The sequence below is a fragment of the Streptomyces sp. ITFR-16 genome (assembly GCF_031844705.1).
Classification (GTDB): domain Bacteria; phylum Actinomycetota; class Actinomycetes; order Streptomycetales; family Streptomycetaceae; genus Streptomyces.
Genome location: NZ_CP134609.1, coordinates 6042242 through 6065263 on the forward strand (window position 1 = coordinate 6042242; position 23022 = coordinate 6065263).

The window sequence follows — 23022 nt, forward strand, 5'->3', positions numbered from 1 at the left end:
CGCACATTTGGCCTGGCCAGCACCCTGGTTGGTCAGCGCTACGGGTGATCACATAGGGTGAAAAGAAAAACGGGAGGTTCGGCGTGTTCGTTGAACGTGCGCCACTTGTCGACTTAGTGTCCTGTTCGGAAGAGTCCATGAAGCAGACACACTGGTAACCCTAAACTTGAACGTTAGGGTTTGGGTCGGCGTTCGGACCGTCCCAATCGGCATCCGTCGTCGCGGCGGGACTACCGCCAAGCGACGACACGTAACTCGAGGCGAGAGGCCTTCGACGTGGCAGCACCGCAGAACTACCTCGCAGTCATCAAGGTCATCGGTGTCGGCGGCGGTGGTGTCAATGCCATCAACCGAATGATCGAGGTCGGTCTCAAGGGCGTCGAGTTCATCGCGATCAACACGGATGCGCAAGCCCTGTTGATGAGCGACGCCGACGTCAAGCTCGACGTCGGCCGTGAACTCACCCGCGGCCTCGGCGCCGGGGCGAACCCGGCCGTCGGTCGTAAGGCGGCAGAGGACCACCGTGAGGAGATCGAGGAGGTCCTCAAGGGGGCCGACATGGTCTTCGTCACCGCAGGCGAAGGCGGTGGCACCGGAACCGGTGGCGCACCCGTCGTCGCCAACATCGCACGCTCGCTCGGCGCCCTGACGATCGGTGTGGTCACCCGCCCGTTCACCTTCGAGGGCAGGCGCCGCGCGAACCAGGCGGAGGACGGCATCGCCGAGCTCCGCGAAGAGGTCGACACCCTCATCGTCATTCCCAACGACCGGCTGCTGTCCATCTCGGACCGCCAGGTCAGCGTGCTCGACGCCTTCAAGTCGGCCGACCAGGTCCTGCTCTCGGGTGTCCAGGGCATCACCGACCTCATCACCACCCCGGGTCTGATCAACCTCGACTTCGCCGACGTCAAGTCGGTCATGTCCGAGGCCGGATCGGCGCTCATGGGCATCGGCTCGGCCCGCGGCGACGACCGCGCGGTGGCGGCGGCGGAGATGGCGATCTCCTCGCCGCTCCTGGAGGCGTCCATCGACGGCGCCCGCGGTGTCCTGCTCTCCATCTCCGGCGGCAGCGACCTCGGTCTCTTCGAGATCAACGAGGCCGCCCAGCTGGTGAGCGAGGCGGCGCACCCCGAGGCGAACATCATCTTCGGTGCGGTCATCGACGACGCCCTGGGCGACGAGGTGCGGGTCACCGTGATCGCCGCGGGCTTCGACGGCGGCCAGCCGCCGGCCCGCCGGGAGAACGTCCTGGGCGCCAACTCCACCAAGCGCGAGGAGCCGGCCACGCCGGTCCGGGCCGCCGAGCCCGTGCGCCAGTCGAGCGGACTGGGCTCCGTGCCCCCGCGCGAGGAGCCCCCGGTCCAGGCCGAGCCGGTTCCGGCGGCCGGCGAGAGCCACCTTCCGCCGGTCTCTCCGCCGCACGTCCCGCCGGCCCGTCCCTACCAGGACTCCCAGGCCGAAGAGCTGGACGTTCCGGATTTCTTGAAGTGATAGGTCCGCACCACACAGTGAGCTCGACGGATTCGCCTTCTTCGGGCGGCGGCGCCCACTTCTCCTTCACCGACAGGTGGGGCGGGGTGAGCGCCGCTCCGTATGCGGAGCTCAACCTCGGCGGCGCGGTCGGTGACGACCCCGCCGCCGTTCTCGCCAACCGGGAGCGTGCCGCGCGCGGCCGCGGACTCGATCCGGCGCGGGTCGTCTGGATGAACCAGGTGCACGGGCGGGACGTCGCCGTGGTCGACGGACCCTGGGGCGACGTCCCCGGGATTCCCGCCGTCGACGCTGTGGTCACCGCGCGGCGCGGACTCCCGCTCGCCGTGCTCACCGCCGACTGCACCCCCGTACTGCTCGCCGATCCGGTCGCCGGAGTCGTCGCGGCGGCCCACGCGGGCCGGCCGGGGCTGGTCGCCGGAGTCGTGCCGGCGGCGGTCGAGGCCATGACCGGTCTGGGCGCGGAGCCCTCGCGGATCACCGCCCACACCGGGCCCGCCGTCTGCGGCCGGTGCTACGAGGTTCCGGCCGCGATGCGGGACGAGGTCGCGGCGGCCGCTCCCGGCTCATGGTCCGAGACCAGCTGGGGGACTCCGGCGGTGGACGTCACCGCCGGAGTCCATGCCCAGCTCGAAGCCCTCGGTGTCACCGACCGGCACATGTCGTCCGTCTGCACCCTGGAATCGGGCGACCACTTCTCGTACCGACGCGACCGCATCACCGGGCGGCTCGCCGGATATGTCTGGTTGGACTGATAGGGCATGACGGACCGTAAGGAACAACTCGCCGCAAATCTGGCACAGGTGGAGGAACGCATTGCTTCCGCCTGCGCCACCGCCGGCCGCAAGCGGGAGGAGGTGACCCTCATCGTGGTCACCAAGACCTACCCCGCGAGCGATGTGCGGATCCTGCACGGACTCGGTGTCCGTCAGGTCGCCGAGAACCGCGACCAGGATGCCGCCCCCAAAGCCGCCGCATGTGCGGATCTACCCCTCTCATGGCACTTTGTCGGTCAATTGCAGACGAACAAGGTTCGTTCTGTGGCGAGTTATGCCGATGTCGTGCAGTCCGTGGACCGTACGAAGCTGGTGACCGCCCTCTCGTCGGCGGCCGTCCGGGCCGGCCGCGAACTCGGCTGTCTCATCCAGGTCGCCCTGGACGCGGAGAGCGGCGAGCGGGGTGAGCGCGGCGGCGTCGCGCCCGACGGCATCGAGGAGTTGGCCGACGCGGTCGCCTCCGCACCGGGACTGCGGCTGGACGGTCTGATGACCGTCGCCCCGCTCGCCGGTCCGTTCGCCGGGCGGCAACGGGCGGCGTTCGACCGGCTGATGGAATTCTCATCCCGGCTGCGCGGGAACCATCCGGCTGCGAACATGGTCTCTGCAGGGATGAGTGCGGACCTCGAGGACGCCGTTGCGGCCGGAGCGACACATGTGCGCGTCGGTACTGCGGTACTCGGAGTCCGACCCGGGCTCGGGTAACGTCGCCAAGCAAGTCGGACCACAGCAGAAAATATGGTCATTACCGCCCAGGGCGGGTAGGCCGGAGTGGATCGCGGGCACTTGGTGACAGATGCCGATCCACCACAGAGCGGAGGACTCAGAGCATGGCCGGCGCGATGCGCAAGATGGCGGTCTACCTCGGCCTCGTGGAGGACGATGGGTACGACGGTCCGGGGTTCGACCCCGACGACGAATTCGAACCCGAGCCGGAGCCCGAGCGCGACCGGCGCCGGCACCAGCCCGCGCATCAGGTGGAGCGGGACCGGGAGCGGGACGAACCGGTACGAGTGGTACAGCCGCCGGCCCAGCGGGAGCCGGTTCAGATCCCGGCGGAGAGAGAGCGACCCGCCCGGATCGCGCCCGTGGCATCCATCACACCTGAACGCCCGAACATGGAGAAGAACGCACCGGTGATCATGCCCAAGGTCGTGTCCGAGCGGGAGCCCTACCGGATCACCACGCTGCACCCCAGGACGTACAACGAGGCCCGTACCATCGGGGAACACTTCCGTGAGGGCACTCCGGTGATCATGAATCTCACGGAGATGGACGATACGGACGCAAAGCGACTTGTCGACTTTGCCGCGGGACTCGTCTTCGGTCTCCATGGCAGCATTGAGCGCGTGACGCAGAAGGTGTTCCTGTTGTCGCCTGCTAACGTCGATGTCACGGCGGAGGACAAGGCCCGCATCGCAGAGGGCGGATTCTTCAACCAGAGCTGAGAACACGACACCGGGAACAACCCGGCCGAGAGGCCGGAGCTACGAGAGCCAGGGGAGAGGGAAGCGCGAGGATGGGCGTCGCACAAAGTGTTGTCTACATCGCGTTGATGTGTTTCCTCATCGTGCTGATCTTCCGGCTGGTCATGGACTACGTCTTCCAGTTCGCACGTTCATGGCAGCCGGGCAAGCCGATGGTGGTCGTACTCGAGGCCACTTACACGGTCACCGATCCACCGCTCAAGCTCCTGCGGCGGTTCATTCCGCCGCTGCGTCTCGGGGGCGTGGCACTCGACCTGTCCTTCTTCGTTCTGATGATCATCGTTTCCATCTTGATCAGCATCGTGACCGGGTTGTGAGCGATACGGTCTTGCCGACTGCCGACGACTACGTAGAGGTGAAGAAGAGATGCCGCTGACCCCCGAGGACGTGCGGAACAAGCAGTTCACGACGGTCCGCCTCCGAGAAGGCTATGACGAGGACGAGGTTGATGCCTTCCTCGACGAGGTCGAGTCCGAGCTGACCCGCCTGCTCCGTGAGAACGAGGATCTGCGCGCCAAGCTGGCCGCCGCCACGCGTGCCGCCGCGCAGAACCAGCAGCAGCAGGGTATGCGCAAGCCGGAGCCGCAGGACCGGCCCGGCGCACCGGTGCCCGCTGCCATATCTGGTCCGCCGGTCCAGCAGCAGCCCCCGCAGATGGGTCCCCCCCAGCTGCCCGGTGGTGCTCCGCAGCTGCCCGCCGGTCCCAGCGGCCACGGTCCCCAGGGTCCGCACGGTCCCGGTCCGCAGGGCCCGCACGGCCCCGGTCCGATGCAGGGTGGCCCCATGGGCGGCCCGATGGGTGGCCCCATGGGCGGCCACAACCCGCAGCAGCAGATGCAGCAGATGCAGCAGATGCAGCAGCCGCCGCAGATGCAGCAGCAGGGCCCCGGCGGCGACAGCGCCGCCCGTGTCCTCTCCCTGGCGCAGCAGACCGCCGACCAGGCGATCGCGGAGGCCCGTTCCGAGGCCAACAAGATCGTCGGTGAGGCGCGCAGCCGTGCCGAGGGCCTGGAGCGCGACGCGCGTGCCAAGGCGGACGCGCTGGAGCGGGACGCGCAGGAGAAGCACCGCGTGGCGATGGGCTCGCTGGAGTCGGCCCGCGCGACGCTTGAGCGCAAGGTCGAGGACCTGCGTGGCTTCGAGCGCGAGTACCGCACCCGTCTGAAGTCCTACCTGGAGAGCCAGCTGCGTCAGCTGGAGACCCAGGCCGACGACTCGCTGGCTCCGCCGCGGACGCCGGCGGCCGCCTCGCTGCCGCCGTCGCCCTCGCTGGCTCCGGCCGGTGCCGGTGCCATGGGTCACACCATGGGCGGCAACCACGGCGGTCACGGCAACCAGCAGATGGGCGGCAACCCGTCCATGGGCGGTGGCCCCTCGTACGGCGGCCAGCAGCAGATGTCGCCCGCGATGACGCAGCCGATGGCACCGGTGCGGCCGCAGGCGCCGCAGCCGATGCAGCAGGCGCCTTCGCCGATGCGCGGGTTCCTGATCGACGAGGACGACAACTGAGCGGGTTGCGCGCGATGAGCGCGTAGCCGTCGGCAGGCAAAGGGCCGGGCCCCGGGGTTTCCCCGGGGCCCGGCCCTTTGCCGTGGGCGGCGCCCGGGTCCCGCTGCGCGGGGCATGCCCCCGGCTCCGCCCCGGACCCCGCGCCCCGAACGCCGGCGAGGCTGGATCCGCACGACCCCGGATACGGCAGGGGCCCGGCCGGAAGGTGTCCGGTCGGGCCCCTGCGTGCTGCGGGCTAGCGCTCCGTCTTGTGGAGGCGGAACGTCAGGGACAGGCCCTCGTCCTCGAAGGGGGGACCGTACGGGCTCTCCGCCTCGCCCTGCGCGTAGTCCACGGCCAGGACCTCGTCCGCGATCAGTGACGCGTGCTCGGTCAGGGCCTCGGCCGTCGCCGGGGACGTGGTCGTCCAGCGGACGGCGATCCGGTCCGCCACGTCCAGACCGCTGTTCTTGCGGGCCTCCTGGATGAGCCGGATCGCGTCACGGGCCAGGCCCGCGCGCCGCAGTTCCGGGGTGATCTCCAGGTCCAGCGCGACCGTCGCGCCCGAGTCGGAGGCGACCGACCAGCCCTCGCGCGGGGTCTCCGTGATGATCACCTCTTCGGGAGAGAGGGCGATCTGCTCGCCGTCGACCTCCACCGACGCCGTGCCGCTCTCGCGCAGGGCGAGGGACAGGGCCGCCGCGTCCGCGTTCGCCACCGCCTTGGCCACCGCCTGGACGCCCTTGCCGAACCGCTTGCCCAGGGCCCGGAAGTTCGCCTTGGCCGTCGTGTCGACCAGAGAGCCGCCCACCTCGGAGAGAGAGGCCAGCGAGGAGACGTTCAGCTCCTCCGTGATCTGGGCGCGCAGCTCGGGGGAGAGGGTCTCGAAGCCCGAGGCCCCCACCAGGGCGCGCGACAGCGGCTGGCGGGTCTTCACGCCCGACTCGGCGCGGGTGGCGCGGCCCAGCTCCACCAGGCGGCGTACCAGTGCCATCTGCGTGGAGAGGCCCGGGTCGACCACCGACAGGTCGGCCTTCGGCCAGGAGGCCAGGTGGACCGACTCCGGGGCGTCCGGGGTGACCGGCGCGACCAGGTCCTGCCAGACCCGCTCGGTGATGAACGGGGTCAGCGGGGCCATCAGCAGCGTGACCGTCTCGATGACCTCGTGCAGGGTGCGCAGCGCGGCCTTGTCGCCCTGCCAGAAGCGGCGGCGGGAGCGGCGCACGTACCAGTTGGACAGGTCGTCGACGAACGAGGACAGCAGCTTGCCGGCGCGCTGGGTGTCGTACCCCTCCAGCGCCTGGGTGACCTGGTCGACGAGCGCGTTCAGCTCGCTCAGCAGCCAGCGGTCCAGGACCGTGCGGTCGGCCGGGGCCGGGTCGGCGGCCGAGGGCGCCCAGTCCGACGTACGGGCGTACAGGGCCTGGAAGGCGACCGTGTTCCAGTAGGTGAGGAGCGTCTTGCGGACGACCTCCTGGATCGTGCCGTGGCCGACGCGGCGGGCCGCCCACGGGGAGCCGCCGGCCGCCATGAACCAGCGGACCGCGTCCGCGCCGTGCTGGTCCATGAGCGGGATCGGTTCGAGGGTGTTGCCCAGGTGCTTGGACATCTTGCGGCCGTCCTCGGCGAGGATGTGGCCGAGGCAGACGACGTTCTCGTAGCTGGACTTGTCGAAGACCAGGGTGCCGATCGCCATCAGGGTGTAGAACCAGCCGCGTGTCTGGTCGATGGCCTCCGAGATGAACTGCGCCGGGTAGCGGCTCTCGAAGATCTCCTTGTTCTTGTGCGGGTAGCCCCACTGCGCGAACGGCATGGATCCCGAGTCGTACCAGGCGTCGATGACCTCGGGGACGCGGTACGCCTCCAGCTGGCAGTTCTCGTGCGAGCAGGTGAACGTGATCTCGTCGATGAACGGGCGGTGCGGGTCCAGGCCCGAGAGGTCGCTGCCGGTCAGCTCGCTCAGCTCGGCGCGCGAGCCGACACAGGTGAGGTGGTCGTCCTCGCAGCGCCAGATGGGCAGCGGGGTGCCCCAGTAGCGGTTGCGGGACAGCGCCCAGTCGATGTTGTTGTTCAGCCAGTCGCCGTACCGGCCGTTCTTGACCGATTCGGGGAACCAGTTGGTCTTCTCGTTCTCCTCGAGGAGACGGTCCTTGACGGCGGTCGTGCGGATGTACCAGGACGGCTGCGCGTAGTAGAGCAGCGCGGTGTGGCAGCGCCAGCAGTGCGGGTAGCTGTGCTCGTACGGGACGTGGCGGAAGAGCAGACCGCGGTCCCTGAGGTCCTCGGTGAGCGCCTCGTCGGCCTTCTTGAAGAAGACGCCGCCCACCAGCGGCACGTCCTCCTCGAAGGTGCCGTCGGGGCGGACCGGGTTGACCACCGGGAGGCCGTACTCCTTGCAGACCAGGAGGTCGTCTGCGCCGAAGGCGGGGGACTGGTGGACCAGACCCGTACCGTCCTCGGTCGTCACGTACTCCGCGTTGACGACGTAGTGCGCGGGGGCCGGGAAGTCGACCAGGGCGAACGGGCGCTCGTAGGTCCAGCGCTCCATCTCGCGGCCGGTGAACGACTGGCCGGTCGGCTCCCAGCCCTCGCCGAGCGCCTTCTCGACGAGCGGGCGGGCGACGACGAGCTTCTCCTCGCCGTTCGTCGCGACGACGTACTCGACATCGGGGTGCGCGGCGACGGCCGTGTTGGAGACCAGGGTCCAGGGCGTCGTCGTCCAGACCAGCAGGGCCGCCTCGCCGGCCAGCGGGCCGGAGGTGAGCGGGAAGCGGACGAAGACCGAGGGGTCGACGACCGTCTCGTAGCCCTGGGCCAGCTCGTGGTCGGAGAGGCCGGTGCCGCAGCGCGGGCACCAGGGGGCGACCCGGTGGTCCTGGACCAGCAGGCCCTTGCCGAAGATCTCCTTCAGCGACCACCACACGGACTCGACGTACTCGGGGTCCATCGTGCGGTACGCGTCGTCGAGGTCGACCCAGTAGCCCATCCGGGTTGTGAGGTCGGTGAAGGCGTCGGTGTGCCGGGTCACGGACTCACGGCACTTGGCGTTGAACTCGGCGATGCCGTACGCCTCGATGTCCTTCTTGCCGTTGAAGCCCAGCTCCTTCTCGACCGCGAGCTCGACCGGCAGGCCGTGGCAGTCCCAGCCGGCCTTGCGGCCGACGTGGTAGCCCTGCATGGTGCGGAAGCGCGGGAAGACGTCCTTGAAGACGCGGGCCTCGATGTGGTGGGCGCCGGGCATGCCGTTGGCGGTCGGCGGGCCCTCGTAGAAGACCCACTCGGGGCGGCCCTCGGACTGGTCGAGGCTCTTGGTGAAGACCTTGTTCTCGCGCCAGAAGTCGAGCACGGCGTGCTCCAGCGCGGGCAGGTCGACCTGGGCGGGTACCTGGCGGTACTGCGGCGATGTCATGTGCGGGCTTCCTCCGGCGGACGTTTTCCACTTCCGTCGGAGGGACGAGAACCGATGCCGGTCCCCGCGGTACCACCCTCCTTGGCCCCGGGTGTGTGCCCGTGGCCCCCTCATTGGGGTGCGATGCCGGTTCTACTCGCCTTGCGGGCTTTCTTCCGACGGCTCCGGGTGATCTTCACGACGCGCTCGCCCCCGGGCTTCCACCGTCCCCGGGTCGCTCCTGGCTGCGTACGACGCTACTCGTCCCATCCACGCCTCTCGCTGAGGCCAGTGTACGGGCCCCGGGCCGCGCCGGCCGACCGGTTTACCGGGGGCCCGGCGTGACCCGAATGGCCAGACGGGCCGTACGGAGTCCCGGCGCCGCCCGGCACGTCGGCGGAAGGCGGATTACCCGGCGGGGAGCTGGGCACAACGGATTCAGGCGCGCGGTGGTCCGGACACGGGGAGGGGCGATGCGGCGGCGTGCCCCGTTGCCGCAGGGCTGGGGTCGACTTATCGTCCCAGCACGACTCGCGAGCAAGATCACAATGCGTGAAGGGGCCGCGGCCATGGTGGCGAAGAAGACGTCCGACGCGAACGCGGGGACCGGGCCGGAGGACGCGGCCGACCAGACCACCGGGGCCGCGAAGGCCGCGAAGAAGACCACGAAGAAGGCGGCCGTGAAGAAGGCGCCCGCGAAGAAGACGGCCAAGAAGGCGGCGGCGAAGAAGACCGCGGCCAAGAAGACCGCGACGAAGAAGACCGCGGCCGGGACCACGGCCGCGAAGGCTTCGAAGAAGGCCGCTCCGGCGGCCACGGGGGCGGCCGAGGCCGCCGAGCAGACGGGAGCCCACACGGTGGTAGCCAAGAAGAGCGCGGCCAGGACCCGCACGGCCGACCGGGACACGGCACCCGTGCCCCCGGCCCGGGTCGCCACGGCGCCCGGGGAGCTGGCCGTACGGCCGGGGGAGGACCCCTGGACGCCGGAGGAGGTCGCGGCCGCGCGCAGCGAGCTGACCGGCGAGATCACCCGGCTGCGGGACGAGCTGGAGGCCTCGGGCCTCGCGCTGGCCGGGCTGATGCGGGACTCCGGCGACGGGGCGGGGGACGACGAGGCGGACACCGGTACCAAGAACATCACCCGCGAGCACGAGATGTCACTCGCCGCCAACGCCCAGGAGATGCTGGAGCAGACCGAGCGGGCGCTCGCCCGGCTCGACGCGGGCACCTACGGTCTGTGCGAGATCTGCGGCAATCCGATCGGCAAGGCACGGATGCAGGCCTTCCCCCGGGCCACCCTCTGTGTCGAGGACAAACAGAAGCAGGAGCGACGCGGCTGATCCCCGCCAGCGTGTCGTACCCTCGTCCTCAGTCGGGAACTAGGTTGAGGGACTCACGTGGCAGAGGCGGAGCGCATCATCGGTACGCCGGACATCCCCGAGGCTGAGGGACACGGAGGAACCGAGCCGGAGCACAGCGGCGAGGCCGGGTCCCCGGACGCCGTCGAGCCGGACGGGCAGGACACCGGCGCGACCGCGGCCGAGGACGAGGAAGCGGCGGTCGACCGGTCGCCGGCCGTCCGCCGGCGCCGGGTCATCCTGCTGTTCTGCGTGGCCGTGCTCGCCTATCTGCTCGACCTGGGCAGCAAGATGCTCGTGGTCGCGAAGCTGGAGCACCAGGAGCCGGTCGAGATCTTCGGCGACTGGCTCAAGCTCGACGCGATCCGCAACGCGGGCGCCGCGTTCGGCTTCGGTGAGGCCTTCACGATCATCTTCACCGTCATCGCGGCGACCGTCATCGTGGTGATCGCCCGGCTCGCGCGCAAGCTCTACAGCCTGCCGTGGGCCATCGCCCTCGGGCTGCTGCTCGGCGGCGCCCTCGGCAACCTCACCGACCGGATCTTCCGGGCACCGGGCGTCTTCGAGGGCGCGGTGGTGGACTTCATCGCCCCCGCCCACTTCGCCGTCTTCAACCTGGCCGACTCCGCGATCGTCTGCGGCGGCATCCTGATCGTCCTGCTTTCCTTCAAGGGCCTGGACCCCGACGGCACCGTGCACAAGGACTGAGCCACGCAAGGCATACTCGACAGGTGAGTACGCAACCCGAGGTCCGCACCCTGCCCGTACCCGATGGCCTGGAAGGCGAGCGGGTCGACGCCGCCATCTCCCGGATGTTCGGTTTCTCCCGCACCAAGGCCGCAGAGCTGGCCGCCGCCGGGAAGGTGCAGGTGGACGGTTCGGTCGTCGGGAAGTCCGAGCGGGTGCGGGGCGGTGCCTGGCTCGAGGTCGAGATGCCGCAGGCGCCCGCTCCGGTGCAGATCGTCGCCGAGCCCGTCGAGGGCATGGAGATCGTCCACGACGACGACGACATCGTCGTGATCATGAAGCCGGTCGGTGTCGCCGCGCACCCCAGCCCCGGCTGGACCGGCACCACCGTCATCGGCGGTCTCGCCGCGGCCGGGTACCGGATCTCCACCTCCGGCGCCGCCGAGCGCCAGGGCATCGTGCACCGCCTCGACGTCGGCACCTCCGGACTGATGGTCGTCGCCAAGTCCGAGCGCGCCTACACCCGGCTGAAGGCCCAGTTCCGCGACCGGGTCGTCGAGAAGAAGTACCACGCCCTGGTCCAGGGCCACCCCGACCCGATGAGCGGCACCATCGACGCCCCCATCGGGCGCCACCCCACCCACGACTACAAGTGGGCGGTCGTCGCCGAGGGCAAGCCCTCCGTGACGCACTACGACCTGATCGAGGCGTACCGCGCCGCCAGCCTGCTCGACATCAAGCTGGAGACCGGCCGCACGCACCAGATCCGGGTCCACATGTCCGCCCACCGCCACCCCTGTGTCGGCGACCTCACCTATGGCGCCGACCCGACCATGGCCAAGCGACTGGGCCTGACCCGGCAGTGGCTGCACGCGGTCCGGCTCGGCTTCGAGCACCCCGCGGACGGCAGCTGGGTGGAGTTCGCCAGCACCTACCCCGACGACCTCCAGCAGGCCCTCGACCGGATCGCGGCAGAGAGCGAATGATCTCCTACACCACTCGCACGGTCACCGGTGAGCAGGACCGTGCCGCCTGTTTCCAGGTCCGCAAGGACGTCTTCGTCGGCGAGCAGAACGTGCCCGAGGAGCTGGAGTACGACGCCTACGACGCGGACGCGGTGCACGTCATCGCCGTCGCGGCGGACGGCACTGCGCTCGGCACCGGGCGGCTGCTGCACGGCCCGGCCGCGGCGGCCAAGACCGGCGGCGACCTCACGGTCGGCTCGCTGGGCCGGCTCGCGGTGACCAAGGAGGCGCGCGGCCTCGGGGTCGGCGCGGCGCTGGTGCGGGCCGTCGAGGACGCCGCCCGGGAGCGCGGTCTGACCGCGGTCGACCTGCACGCCCAGACGCACGCGCTCGGCTTCTACGAGCGCCTCGGCTATGCGGCCTACGGCCCCGAGTTCCCCGACGCGGGCATTCCGCACCGGGCGATGCGCCGGACGATCTGACACCGCGCCGCACCCCTGACCTCGGGGTGCGCGGGGCGCATGGCAGGCTGAGGGCCTTGGCCGAGCCGAGACCGGGCCCGGCCGGAGCGCTCCGGAAGGTACCTCGTGGATCAAATGGCACTGCTGCTCCTGCTGTTGCTCGGGGCCGTGGTCACCGTGCCGCTCGGGGACCGGCTCGGGCTGCCCGCTCCCGTGCTCATGACGCTCGCGGGCGTCGGTCTCGCCTTCGTCAGCTTCGTGCCGAACGTGGACATCCCGCCCGAGATCATCCTTCCCGCACTGCTGCCGCCGCTGCTCTACGCCTCCGTGCAGCGCACCTCCTGGCGGCAGTTCGCCGCCAACAAGCGGCCGATCTTCCTGCTGGCCGTGGCGCTGGTCTTCCTCACCACGGCGGCCGTCGCCGCCGTGGCCAACGCGGTCGTCCCCGGGCTGCCGCTGGCCGCCGCCGTCGCGCTCGGCGCGCTCGTCGCCCCGCCCGACCCGGTCGCCGCGACCGCCGTCGCGGGCTCGGTCGGGCTGCCCCGCAGGCTCGTCTCGATCCTGGAGGGCGAGGGCCTGTTCAACGACGTGACGGCGATCGTGCTCTACCACGTGGCCATCGCCGCGGCCGTCAGCGGTACCTTCTCGCTGCCCGAGGCGTTCGGGCTGCTGGTCCTGTCCGCCGTCGTGGCCGTGGCGGTGGGCGTCGCACTCGGCTGGCTCACCATCAAGCTGATGGGGCTGCTCGGCGACGCCACCCTCCAGGTGGGCCTCACGCTGCTGGTGCCGTTCGTCAGCTATGTGCTCGCCGAGGAGCTGATGGGCTCCGGCGTGCTCGCCGTGCTGACCACCGCGCTCTTCCTCGCCGAGCACACGGCCGACGCCGACGACGTCCTCGGCCGGCTCACCGGACGCACCTTCTGGGAGATCGTCGACACCCTCGTCACCGGCGTCGCCTTCGGACTGATCGGCCTCGAACTGCACAACGTGTTCGGTACGGCCGACGGGCGCGAGCTGGAGATGGCCGGCTGGGGCCTGGCCGTCGTCGCGGTCGTCGTCGGCGTACGGCTGCTGTATCTGCTGCCCGCGACCTGGCTGGCCAAGCGGCTGCACACCCGCCGGGACGTCAGCGAGGAGATCCCCACCAGCTGGCGGGAGACCGTGATCATGTGGTGGGCCGGGATGCGCGGGGTGGCCTCGGTCGCCCTGGCCCTCGCCATCCCGCTGAAGACGGACGACGGCAAGCCCTTCCCCGGGCGCGACGAGATCATCTTCATCGCCTTCGCCGTGATCATGGTCACGCTGGTCTTCCAGGGGCTGACGCTGCCCTGGCTGGTGCGCCGGCTGGGGGTCCGCGCGGACACCGACGCCGAGGCGGCCCTGGAGCGGGACCTCGCGATCCGGGCGGCCAGGGCGGCCCGGCAGCGGCTCAAGGAGATCGAGGAGGTCGAGGAGTTCCCCGAGGACGTCGTCGAGCGGCTGCACCGGCTCGCCTACGACGTGGGGGCCCGGATCAGCCCCGACATGGTCGACGACGAGCGGCGCGACGCGTACGCGAAGCGCGCCGAGCGGTTCAAGGCGGTCAGCCGCATCCAGCGCGAGATGATGTCGGCCGCCCGCCACGCGGTGCTCGCCGCCCGGAGCGAGGCGGGCGCGGACCCGGAGGTCGTGGACCGGGTGCTGCGCCAGCTCGACGTCCGCAGCCTGCGCTAGGGCGTGTCGTCGAACTGGCGTCTGCCGGGCGGCGCCATGCACGTACTCTCGCCGCACCGGCCACGGGTCCCGGTACGTCCAGTACAGGGGTCCGGGGCCGGCACGCCGAGGAGTGGGGTCTCCCCTGGTCGAGCGAAGCCGGGAGCTTGGGGAAGCACCTGTCGCCGCCCCGCCGCCCTTCGGGCAACGGCACCGGTTCGACGGCACGCCCCAGCCGGACGCGGCCCGCGCACCGGGCGCCGCTCAGCCCCGCCCGGTGCGCGGCGCCCTGCTCAGCCCCGCCGGCTTCTCGTCCCGGCCGTTCACCGACGGCCAGGCGTCGCCGGGCGGCATCGCGGCGGGCGCCGTCGCGATCCTCGGCAGCGCGTACGGATGGTGGTCGCGCAGCCAGCCGATCAGCTGCTCCCGGACCGTGCAGCGCACCGTCCAGATGTCGTTCGCGTCCTTCGCGGTGACCACCGCGCGCACCTGGATCGTCGACGGCGTGGTGTCCGTGACCGCCAGCGACCAGTCCCGGCCGTCCCAGGCGGCGCACTCGCCGAGGATGTCCCGCAGCCGGTCGCGCATCGCGTCGACCGGGGCCGCGTGGTCGAGGTGGAAGAACACCGAACCGGTCATCTGGGCACCGCCGCGCGACCAGTTCTCGAACGGCTTGCCGGTGAAGTACGAGACCGGCATGGTGATCCGCCGCTCGTCCCAGGTCCGGACGGCGAGGAAGGTCAGGGTGATCTCCTCGACCGTGCCCCACTCACCGTCCACCACCACCGTGTCGCCGATCCGCACCATGTCGCCGAAGGCGATCTGCAGCCCGGCGAAGAGGTTGCCGAGCGTGGACTGCGCGGCGACACCGGCGACGATGCCGAGCACACCGGCCGAGGCCAGCATCGAGGTCCCCACCGCCTGCATGGCGGGGAACGTCAGCAGCATCGCCGCGACCGCCACGGTCGTCACGATCGCGATGACCACCCGCTGGATCAGCGTCACCTGCGTCCGTACCCGCCGCACCCGCGCCGGGTCCCGGGTGCTCGCCGCGTAGCGCGCGTACACCGAGTCCACCACCGCGACGGCGATCCGCACCACCAGCCAGGCCGAGGCCCCGATCAGCACCAGCGTCAGCAGCCGTCCGATGCCCACCTGGTGCTCGCGCACCGAGCGGAGCCCGGTGTGCGTGTACGAGGCGCGCAGCAGCGCCGTGCACAGCGTCACCTGGAACGGGATCCGGCAGCGCCGCAGCAGACCCCACAGCGGGGTCTCGTGGTGGCGGCCGTCGGCCCGTCTCAGGAGCAGATCGAGCAGCCATCCCGCCACCAGCGTGATCACGACCGAACCGCCGAGGACGATCAGCGGACGCAGTACGTTCTCCATGCTGTCGCTCTCCATGCTCTCGACCGTAACTGGCACCATGGGCCTCATGAACATCATGCTTTTCCACTCGACGTACGGTCTGCGCCCCGCGGTCCACGCGGCAGCCGACCGGCTGCGCGCCGCCGGGCACGAGGTGCAGGTGCCCGATCTGTTCGAGGGGCACACCTTCGAATCCGTGGAGGAAGCACAGGCATTCAGGGAAGAGACGGGCAAGGAGGAGCTGCTGAAGCGGGCCGTGCTGGCCGCCGCGCCCTACTCCGACCGCGGGCTGGTCTACGCAGGCTTCTCGCTGGGTGCCTCCGTCGCCCAGACCCTGGCGCTCGGGGATGCGAAGGCACGCGGGCTGCTGCTGTTCCACGGCACGTCGGACATCGCGGAGAACGCCTCGGTCGACGAACTGCCCGTACAGCTGCATGTCGCCGACCCCGACCCGTTCGAGACGCACGACTGGCTGAACTCCTGGTATCTGCAGATGCAGCGCACCGGCGCGGATGTCGAGATCTACCGCTACCCCGGCGCGGGCCATCTGTTCACCGACGCCGAACTGCCGGACTTCGACCGGGACGCGGCCGAGCTGGCCTGGAAGGTCGCGATCGGCTTCCTCGCCACGCTGTGAGCGCCGAAGGGCCCCGCGCACGCGGTGCGCGGGGCCCTTCGGACGGTACGGGGGCGGGTCAGCCCTTCAGGGCCGCGGTGATCGCGGTGGTGAAGTCCTCCACCGTCATCGGGGCGTTCTTCCCGTCCGCGCCGGTCAGCGTCTTGCCGTCCATCTTCAGCGTCGGGGTCCCCTCGACGCCGCTCTTGCCGAAGGTGTCGGACATCTTCATCGCCCAGGCGTCGTAGGTGCCGTCCTTGACGTCCTTCTGGAACGCGGCGTTGCCCTTCAGGGCGTCCACCGTGTCGGCGACCTTGATCAGGTACGAGTCGTCCTTGAACTTGTCCTGCGTCTCCTCCGGGTGGTACTTCGCGGAGTAGAGCGCGTACTTGTAGTCGAGGAACGCCTCGGGGCTCACGTTGAGCGCGGCGCCCAGGGCGCTCAGCGCGTTCTTCGAACCCTCGCCGTTGGCGGACTTGTCGCCGTCGATGAACGTGGCACCGATGTACTTGACCTTGTACTTGCCGGCGTCGATGTCCTTGTGGACCGTCTCGCCGACCGTCTGCTCGAACGAGGCGCAGATCGGGCAGCGGGAGTCCTCGTACAGCTCCAGGGTCTTCTTGGCGCTCGACTTGCCGATGACGACGGTCGTGCCGTTCTTGCCCGAGGTGTTCTTCGGCGCGGCGACGGTCTTGGCGTTCTTCGCCTCGTCCCAGTGGTCGGGCTCGTTGAGCTTCATCACGCCGTAGCCGACGCCCGCGGCGATCGCGAGGACGGCGACGACCGAGACGCCGACGACGATCTGCCGGCGGGTCCTGTCCTTCTTGGCCTGGCGCTCGCGCTCCGCGCGCAGCCGCTCGCGGGCGGCGGACTTGCTGGCCTGGCTGTTGCGCTTGCTCATGGTGCGGTTCTCCGTGGTCTGCGTGGTCGTACGGGGTGGGGGATCGTGTGCTCAGGCGGTGGCGCCTGCCGAGCGCGGCGGTCCCCTCCGTCCCACGGAGTGCACGAGGAGGCAGGCGGGCGCGAGCGGCAGGGCGTCCCGGGGTGCGGGGCGCGCCGAGCGGGGGGCGCGGCTGCGGTCCCCGCCCGCCACGGCCACCGCGATCAGCAGCGGCCGGAACGCCAGCAGCGCGAACGCCCCCAGCAGCGCGGCGAGCGCCAGCTCGCCCCGGTGCAGCCAGGCGGCGGCGAGCAGCCCGACCGTCACATGCGCGGCCAGCAGCAGCCACGGGACCAGGGGGCCGGGCGAGGCCAGCAGCGTGGCGGCGCCCTGGCCGCCGGAGGCCACCGACGTCAGCGGGGTGCCCACATCGGTCCCTACGTGCCCGCCGCCGCACAGCACATCGACGCCCACGGAGCGCAGCGGACCTGCGATCGGGCCGCCCGCGGCGCCGTAACAGAGGTGCTGGCCGGTGGTGAAGACGGTGTCCGCGGCCAGCTCCAGCGGGACCAGCAGCCCCGCGATCGCCCCGAAACCGCGCTGCCGCCCGGCCAGGGCATAGGCCGCCGCGAAGACCGCGGCGGCCAGCACGGCGACCGGGACCACCGGCAGCGGTACCCGGGTCAGCAGCACATGGGAGGCAGCCGAGAGCGTCACGACGAGCGCTGTGAAAAGCGCCGCGCGTACGACTCTGAGCTGCGTCCCGGATATGTCCATCGCCCTGGAGTGTCGCATGCGAACCTGTAAGCGACCCCTGAAGCCCGCGCCCCGGTGGCTAGAGCCCCGGGATCCGGCCGTTGCGGAAGAGGTCCACGAAGATCTGGTGGTCCTCGCGCGCCCGGGCGCCGTAGCTGTGGGCGAAGTCCACCAGCAGCTCCGCGAAGCCGTCCTCGTCGGCCGCGATGGCCGCGTCGATGGCCCGCTCGGTGGAGAACGGGACCAGGGAGTGGCCGCTCTCGTCGTCCGCAGCGGAGTGCATCGTCGCCGTCGCCCGGCCGAGGTCGGCGACGACCGCAGCGATCTCGTCCGGCTCGTCGATGTCGGACCAGTCCAGGTCGACCGCGTACGGCGAGACCTCGGCGACCAGCTGGCCGGCGCCGTCCAGCTCGGTCCAGCCCAGCCACGGGTCGGCGTGCGCCTGGAGGGCGCGCTGCGAGATCACCGTGCGGTGCCCCTCGTGCTGGAAGTAGTCCCGCACGGCCGCGTCCGTGATGTGCCGGGAGACGGCGGGGGTCTGCGCCTGCTTGAGGTAGATCACCACATCGTTCTCCAGGGCGTCGCTGTTGCCCTCCAGAAGGATGTTGTACGAGGGCAGGCCGGCCGATCCGATGCCGATGCCGCGCCGGCCGACGACGTCCTTGACCCGGTAGGAATCCGGGCGGGTCAGGCTGGACTCGGGCAGCGTCTCCAGATAGCCGTCGAACGCGGCCAGCACCTTGTACCGCGTCGCCGCGTCCAGGTCGATCGCGCCGCCGCCCTCGGCGAACCGGCGCTCGAAGTCACGGATCTCGGTCATCGAGTCCAGCAGCGAGAACCGGGTCAGCGAGCGGGCGACGCGCAGGGCGCCCAGCAGCGGGCCCTCGGCGGTGTCGAGCGTGAACGGCGGCACCTCGTCGTTCTTCGCGCCCGTCGCCAGTGCGTGGATCCGCTCTCGGTAGGCGGCCGCGTAGATCCGGACGAGCTCGGTGATCTGCTCGTCGCTCAGCGCCTTCGCGTAGCCGATCAGGGCGACCGAGGCGGCGAACCGCTTGAGGTCCCAGGTGAAGGGGCCGACGTAGGCCTCGTCGAAGTCGTTGACGTTGAAGACCAGGCGGCCGTTGGCGTCCATGTACGTGCCGAAATTCTCCGCGTGCAGATCGCCGTGGATCCACACCCGGCCGGTGCGCTCGTCCAGATACGGGCCGCCGTGCCGCTCCCGCTCCAGGTCGTCGTAGAACAGGCAGGCCGTGCCCCGGTAGAACGCGAAGGCCGAGCCCGCCATCTTGCGGAACTTGACCTGGAAGGCGGCCGGATCGGCGGCCAGCAGCTCACCGAAGGCGGTGTCGAAGACCTCGAGGATCTGCTCCCCGCGCTGCGCTGCGCCGGTCTGCGTTTCCGACATCTCTGGGTGCCTCCTGGTACCTGGCCTGCGTGACGACGTACATGACAAATGGGACGGGCGTCCTCGCCCTTCCAACGCGCGACCGTATCGCGGAGTGCCCGTCACTCGTGACCCGGGAGACGTAGACTTCCACGCTGTCCCCCTCGGGGGTGTCCCGCCCGTCATCGTCCGTTTCCCCGGAGGCACAGCGCCGTGACCAAGCCGCCTTTCACGCACCTTCACGTCCACACCCAGTACTCGCTGCTGGACGGTGCCGCGCGGCTCAAGGACATGTTCAACGCGTGCAACGAGATGGGCATGTCCCACATCGCGATGACCGACCACGGCAACCTGCACGGGGCGTACGACTTCTTCCACTCGGCGCAGAAGGCGGGCGTGACGCCGATCATCGGGATCGAGGCGTACGTCGCCCCCGAGTCGCGCAAGCACAAGCGGAAGATCCAATGGGGGCAGCCGCACCAGAAGCGCGACGACGTCTCCGGTTCGGGTGGTTACACCCACAAGACGATCTGGGCGGCGAACGCCAAGGGGCTGCACAACCTCTTCAAGCTCTCCTCCGACGCCTACGCCGAGGGCTGGCTGCAGAAGTGGCCGCGTATGGACAAGGAGACCATCTCGCAGTGGTCCGAGGGTCTGATCGCGTCCACCGGCTGCCCCTCCGGCGAGGTGCAGACGCGCCTGCGGCTCGGACAGTTCGACGAGGCGGTCCAGGCGGCCTCCGACTACAAGGACATCTTCGGCGAGGGCCGGTACTTCCTGGAGCTGATGGACCACGGCATCGAGATCGAGCGCCGGGTCCGCGACGGGCTCCTGGAGATCGGCCGGAAGCTGAACATCCCGCCGCTCGTGACGAACGACTCGCACTACACGTACGCCGACGAGGCGACCGCGCACGACGCCCTGCTGTGCATCCAGACCGGCAAGAACCTCTCCGACCCGGACCGCTTCCGCTTCGACGGCACCGGCTACTACCTCAAGACGACGGACGAGATGTACGGCGTCGACTCCTCGGACGCCTGGCAGGAGGGCTGCGCCAACACCCTGCTGGTCGCGCAGCAGATCGACACCACCGGGATGTTCGAGAAGCGCGACCTGATGCCGAAGTTCGAGATCCCCGAGGGCTACACGGAGGTCACCTGGTTCCAGGAGGAGGTCCGGGTGGGGATGGAGCGCCGCTTCCCCGGCGGCATCCCCGAGGACCGGCAGAAGCAGGTCGAGTACGAGATGGACATCATCATCCAGATGGGGTTCCCGGGGTACTTCCTGGTCGTCGCCGACTTCATCATGTGGGCCAAGAACAACGGCATCGCCGTCGGCCCCGGACGAGGCTCCGCGGCCGGCTCGATCGTGTCGTACGCGATGGGCATCACCGACCTCGACCCGATCGAGCACGGACTGATCTTCGAGCGCTTCCTCAACCCGGAGCGCGTCTCCATGCCCGACGTCGACATCGACTTCGACGAGCGCAGGCGCGTCGAGGTGATCCGGTACGTCACGGAGAAGTACGGCGCCGACAAGGTCGCCATGATCGGCACCTACGGCAAGATCAAGGCCAAGAACGCGATCAAGGACTCGGCCCGCGTCCTCGGCTACCCGTACGCCATGGGCGACCGGCTCACCAAGGCGATGCCGGCCGACGTCCTCGGCAAGGGCATCGACCTCAACGGCATCACCGACCCGAAGCACCCGCGCTACAGCGAGGCGGGCGAGATCCGGGCGATGTACGAGAACGAGCCGGACGTCCAGAAGGTCATCGACACCGCGAAGGGCGTCGAGGGCCTGGTCCGGCAGATGGGCGTGCACGCCGCCGGCGTCATCATGTCCAGCGAGCCCATCGTCGACCACGCCCCGGTCTGGGTGCGGCACACCGACGGCGTCACCATCACGCAGTGGGACTACCCGCAGTGCGAGTCGCTCGGCCTGCTGAAGATGGACTTCCTGGGGCTGCGCAACCTGACGATCATGGACGACGCCATCAAGATGGTGAAGTCCAACAAGGGCATCGACCTGGAGATGCTCGCGCTGCCCCTGGACGACCCCAAGACGTACGAACTGCTCTGCCGCGGTGACACGCTCGGTGTGTTCCAGTTCGACGGCGGGCCGATGCGCTCCCTGCTGCGCCAGATGCAGCCCGACAACTTCGAGGACATCTCCGCCGTCTCGGCCCTGTACCGGCCGGGCCCGATGGGCATGAACTCGCACACGAACTACGCGGAGCGCAAGAACGGCCGCCAGGAGATCACCCCGATCCACCCGGAGCTGGAGGAGCCCCTCAAGGAGGTCCTCGGCCTCACCTACGGCCTGATCGTCTACCAGGAGCAGGTGCAGAAGGCCGCCCAGATCGTCGCCGGGTACTCGCTCGGCGAGGCCGACATCCTGCGCCGCGTGATGGGCAAGAAGAAGCCCGAGGAGCTGGCGAAGAACTTCGTCCTCTTCGAGGCGGGCGCCAAGGAGAAGGGCTTCTCCGACGCGGCGATCAAGGCCCTGTGGGACGTCCTGGTCCCGTTCGCCGGGTACGCGTTCAACAAGGCGCACTCCTCGGCGTACGGCCTGGTCACCTACTGGACGGCGTACCTCAAGGCGAACTACCCCGCCGAGTACATGGCCGCCCTGCTGACCTCGGTCAAGGACGACAAGGACAAGTCCGCGGTCTACCTCAACGAGTGCCGGCGCATGGGCATCAAGGTGCTCCCGCCGAACGTCAACGAGTCCCAGTCCAACTTCGCCGCCCAGGGTGACGACGTCATCCTCTTCGGGCTGACGGCCGTCCGCAACGTCGGCCAGAACGTCGTGGACTCGATCATCCGGTGCCGCAAGGCGAAGGGGAAGTACAGCTCCTTCCCCGACTTCCTCGACAAGGTCGAGGCGGTCGTCTGCAACAAGCGGACCGTGGAGTCGCTGATCAAGGCCGGCGCCTTCGACGAGATGGGCCACACCCGCAAGGGGCTGGTCGCCCACCACGAACCGATGATCGACAACGTGGTGCAGGTCAAGCGCAAGGAGGCCGAGGGGCAGTTCGACCTCTTCGGCGGCGGCGAGGAGGACAGCGACGAGCCGGGCTTCGGGCTCGACGTGGAGTTCTCCGACATCGAGTGGGAGAAGTCCTACCTGCTTGCCCAGGAGCGCGAGATGCTCGGGCTCTACGTCTCCGACCACCCGCTCTTCGGCATCGAGCACGTGCTGAGCGACAAGTCCGACGCCGCGATCTCGCAGCTCACCGGCGGCGAGCACAGCGACGGCGCGATCGTCACCATCGGCGGCATCATCTCGGGCCTCCAGCGCAAGATGACCAAGCAGGGCAACGCCTGGGCCATCGCCACCGTGGAGGACCTGGCGGGTTCCATCGAGTGCATGTTCTTCCCCGCCACCTACCAGCTGGTCTCGACCCAGCTCGTCGAGGACACGGTCGTCTTCGTCAAGGGACGGCTCGACAAGCGCGAGGACGTGCCCCGGCTGGTCGCCATGGAGATGCAGGTGCCCGACATCTCCTCGGCGGGCACCAACGCCCCGGTCGTGCTGACCATCCCGACCGTCAAGATCACCCCGCCCATGGTCAGCCGGCTCGGTGAGGTGCTCAACAGCCACCGGGGCGACACCGAGGTGCGCATCAGGCTCCAGGGCCCCCGCAAGACCACGGTGCTCCGGCTCGACCGGCACCGGGTGAAGCCCGACCCGGCGCTCTTCGGCGACCTGAAGGTCCTGCTCGGGCCGTCCTGCCTGGCCGGCTGAGCGCAGACGTACGGGAGGGGCGGTTCCGCTTGCGCGGAGCCGCCCCTCCCGGTCCTACCGGCCTGTGGCCGTACCGGAGGAGTCCGGTCAGTTGTGGCCGAAGCGCCGCTGATGCTTACGCGCAACATCGGCAGGGCTGCCCTGGGACTGGGCCTGCGGCTGGTTCTGCGACTCGAAAGCCGTCGAACGTGCCTCCTGCGCACCGCGCTCCGACTCGGAAGCGCGGTCCTGCTGGCTGCCCTGCTTGCGGTTCTTGTTCTTGGCCATGGTGTTCCTCCTATAAGGACTCTCGGGGCCAGGACCGCTGTCAGATTCACATAATCGGATAAACATCGCATGTTGGATCATTACCGTGCGTAGCAAGGAGGTATGATGCGCGGTTTTCCGGATCCGCCACGCCGATGATCGAGTTCCGGCCGTTAACCTCCGCGCGGTCGGGCAGACTCGAAGGAAACCCGTTCCCGAATTCCTGGAAGAG

General features: G+C 69.9%; 19 protein-coding genes. 13 read left to right on the forward strand and 6 right to left on the reverse strand.

Translation table 11 applies throughout. The features are described 5' to 3' along the window. Positions 1-276: 276 nt before the first annotated feature. The 6 genes from ftsZ (at position 277) to RLT58_RS26750 (ending at position 5263) form a co-directional block, all read left to right on the forward strand. Positions 277-1491, forward strand: a complete 1215-nt coding sequence (ftsZ, locus tag RLT58_RS26725) for a cell division protein FtsZ (RefSeq protein WP_311312915.1) — start codon at positions 277-279, stop codon at positions 1489-1491. Between the two features lie 17 nt (positions 1492-1508). Further along, complete coding sequence (gene pgeF / locus RLT58_RS26730; RefSeq protein WP_311312916.1) at positions 1509-2246, forward strand: peptidoglycan editing factor PgeF; 738 nt, start codon at positions 1509-1511, stop codon at positions 2244-2246. 6 nt (positions 2247-2252) lie between these two features. Continuing rightward, on the forward strand, positions 2253-2972 hold the full coding sequence (locus tag RLT58_RS26735; RefSeq protein ID WP_311312917.1) for a YggS family pyridoxal phosphate-dependent enzyme: 720 nt from the start codon (positions 2253-2255) through the stop codon (positions 2970-2972). Positions 2973-3097: 125 nt separating this feature from the next. Next, the gene (locus RLT58_RS26740) at positions 3098-3715 is read left to right on the forward strand and encodes a cell division protein SepF (protein WP_114244064.1); all 618 of its coding nucleotides are present in this window, start codon (positions 3098-3100) and stop codon (positions 3713-3715) included. 71 nt (positions 3716-3786) lie between these two features. Then, positions 3787-4071 (forward strand): YggT family protein, encoded by a 285-nt coding sequence (locus tag RLT58_RS26745; RefSeq protein ID WP_311312918.1) that lies wholly within the window; start codon positions 3787-3789, stop codon positions 4069-4071. Positions 4072-4120: 49 nt separating this feature from the next. Beyond that, entirely contained in the window at positions 4121-5263 is a 1143-nt protein-coding gene (locus RLT58_RS26750) for a DivIVA domain-containing protein (RefSeq protein WP_311312919.1), read from the forward strand. Between the two features lie 235 nt (positions 5264-5498). On the opposite strand, the gene ileS is transcribed toward RLT58_RS26750, so the two are convergent. Next, entirely contained in the window at positions 5499-8651 is a 3153-nt protein-coding gene (gene ileS, locus RLT58_RS26755) for an isoleucine--tRNA ligase (protein ID WP_311312920.1), read from the reverse strand. A gap of 548 nt (positions 8652-9199) precedes the next feature. Here ileS and RLT58_RS26760 point away from each other — a divergent pair. The 5 genes from RLT58_RS26760 to RLT58_RS26780 all read left to right on the forward strand — a co-directional run bounded on the left by RLT58_RS26760 (position 9200) and on the right by RLT58_RS26780 (position 13814). Further along, the gene (locus tag RLT58_RS26760) at positions 9200-9970 is read left to right on the forward strand and encodes a TraR/DksA family transcriptional regulator (protein WP_311312921.1); all 771 of its coding nucleotides are present in this window, start codon (positions 9200-9202) and stop codon (positions 9968-9970) included. 57 nt (positions 9971-10027) lie between these two features. Then, positions 10028-10696 (forward strand): signal peptidase II, encoded by a 669-nt coding sequence (gene lspA, locus RLT58_RS26765; RefSeq protein WP_311312922.1) that lies wholly within the window; start codon positions 10028-10030, stop codon positions 10694-10696. A 23-nt stretch (positions 10697-10719) separates the two neighbouring features. Then, positions 10720-11661: an RluA family pseudouridine synthase gene (locus tag RLT58_RS26770; protein ID WP_311312923.1), complete on the forward strand. Its 942-nt coding sequence runs from the start codon at positions 10720-10722 to the stop codon at positions 11659-11661. Then, positions 11658-12122, forward strand: a complete 465-nt coding sequence (locus tag RLT58_RS26775) for a GNAT family N-acetyltransferase (protein WP_311312924.1) — start codon at positions 11658-11660, stop codon at positions 12120-12122. The genes RLT58_RS26770 and RLT58_RS26775 overlap by 4 nt, the downstream gene beginning before the upstream one ends. A 105-nt stretch (positions 12123-12227) precedes the next feature. Further along, positions 12228-13814, forward strand: a complete 1587-nt coding sequence (locus RLT58_RS26780) for a Na+/H+ antiporter (protein ID WP_311312925.1) — start codon at positions 12228-12230, stop codon at positions 13812-13814. A gap of 243 nt (positions 13815-14057) precedes the next feature. Here the strand turns inward: RLT58_RS26780 and RLT58_RS26785 are convergent, their stop codons facing one another. Further along, positions 14058-15179: a mechanosensitive ion channel family protein gene (locus tag RLT58_RS26785; RefSeq protein WP_311314662.1), complete on the reverse strand. Its 1122-nt coding sequence runs from the start codon at positions 15177-15179 to the stop codon at positions 14058-14060. A gap of 37 nt (positions 15180-15216) precedes the next feature. On the opposite strand from RLT58_RS26785, the gene RLT58_RS26790 reads away from it, so the two are divergent. Beyond that, positions 15217-15795: a dienelactone hydrolase family protein gene (locus tag RLT58_RS26790; RefSeq protein ID WP_311314663.1), complete on the forward strand. Its 579-nt coding sequence runs from the start codon at positions 15217-15219 to the stop codon at positions 15793-15795. A 58-nt stretch (positions 15796-15853) separates the two neighbouring features. Here RLT58_RS26790 and RLT58_RS26795 read toward each other — a convergent pair whose 3' ends face one another. Genes RLT58_RS26795 through RLT58_RS26805 form a run of 3 tightly spaced genes read right to left on the reverse strand, consistent with a single transcriptional unit; the run spans position 15854 to position 18815 of the window. Then, positions 15854-16675, reverse strand: coding sequence for a DsbA family protein (locus RLT58_RS26795; protein ID WP_311312926.1), 822 nt, complete (start codon positions 16673-16675; stop codon positions 15854-15856). A 51-nt stretch (positions 16676-16726) separates the two neighbouring features. Next, entirely contained in the window at positions 16727-17431 is a 705-nt protein-coding gene (locus RLT58_RS26800; protein ID WP_311312927.1) for a hypothetical protein, read from the reverse strand. Positions 17432-17489: 58 nt separating this feature from the next. Next, positions 17490-18815 carry a DUF2252 domain-containing protein gene (locus RLT58_RS26805; RefSeq protein WP_311312928.1) on the reverse strand — a complete coding sequence of 442 codons (1326 nt, stop codon included), beginning with the start codon at positions 18813-18815 and terminating at the stop codon, positions 17490-17492. 192 nt (positions 18816-19007) lie between these two features. On the opposite strand from RLT58_RS26805, the gene dnaE reads away from it, so the two are divergent. Beyond that, entirely contained in the window at positions 19008-22544 is a 3537-nt protein-coding gene (gene dnaE / locus RLT58_RS26810) for a DNA polymerase III subunit alpha (protein WP_311312929.1), read from the forward strand. An 87-nt stretch (positions 22545-22631) separates the two neighbouring features. Here the strand turns inward: dnaE and RLT58_RS26815 are convergent, their stop codons facing one another. Beyond that, positions 22632-22811 (reverse strand): hypothetical protein, encoded by a 180-nt coding sequence (locus tag RLT58_RS26815; RefSeq protein WP_148017758.1) that lies wholly within the window; start codon positions 22809-22811, stop codon positions 22632-22634. Positions 22812-23022: the final 211 nt, after the last annotated feature.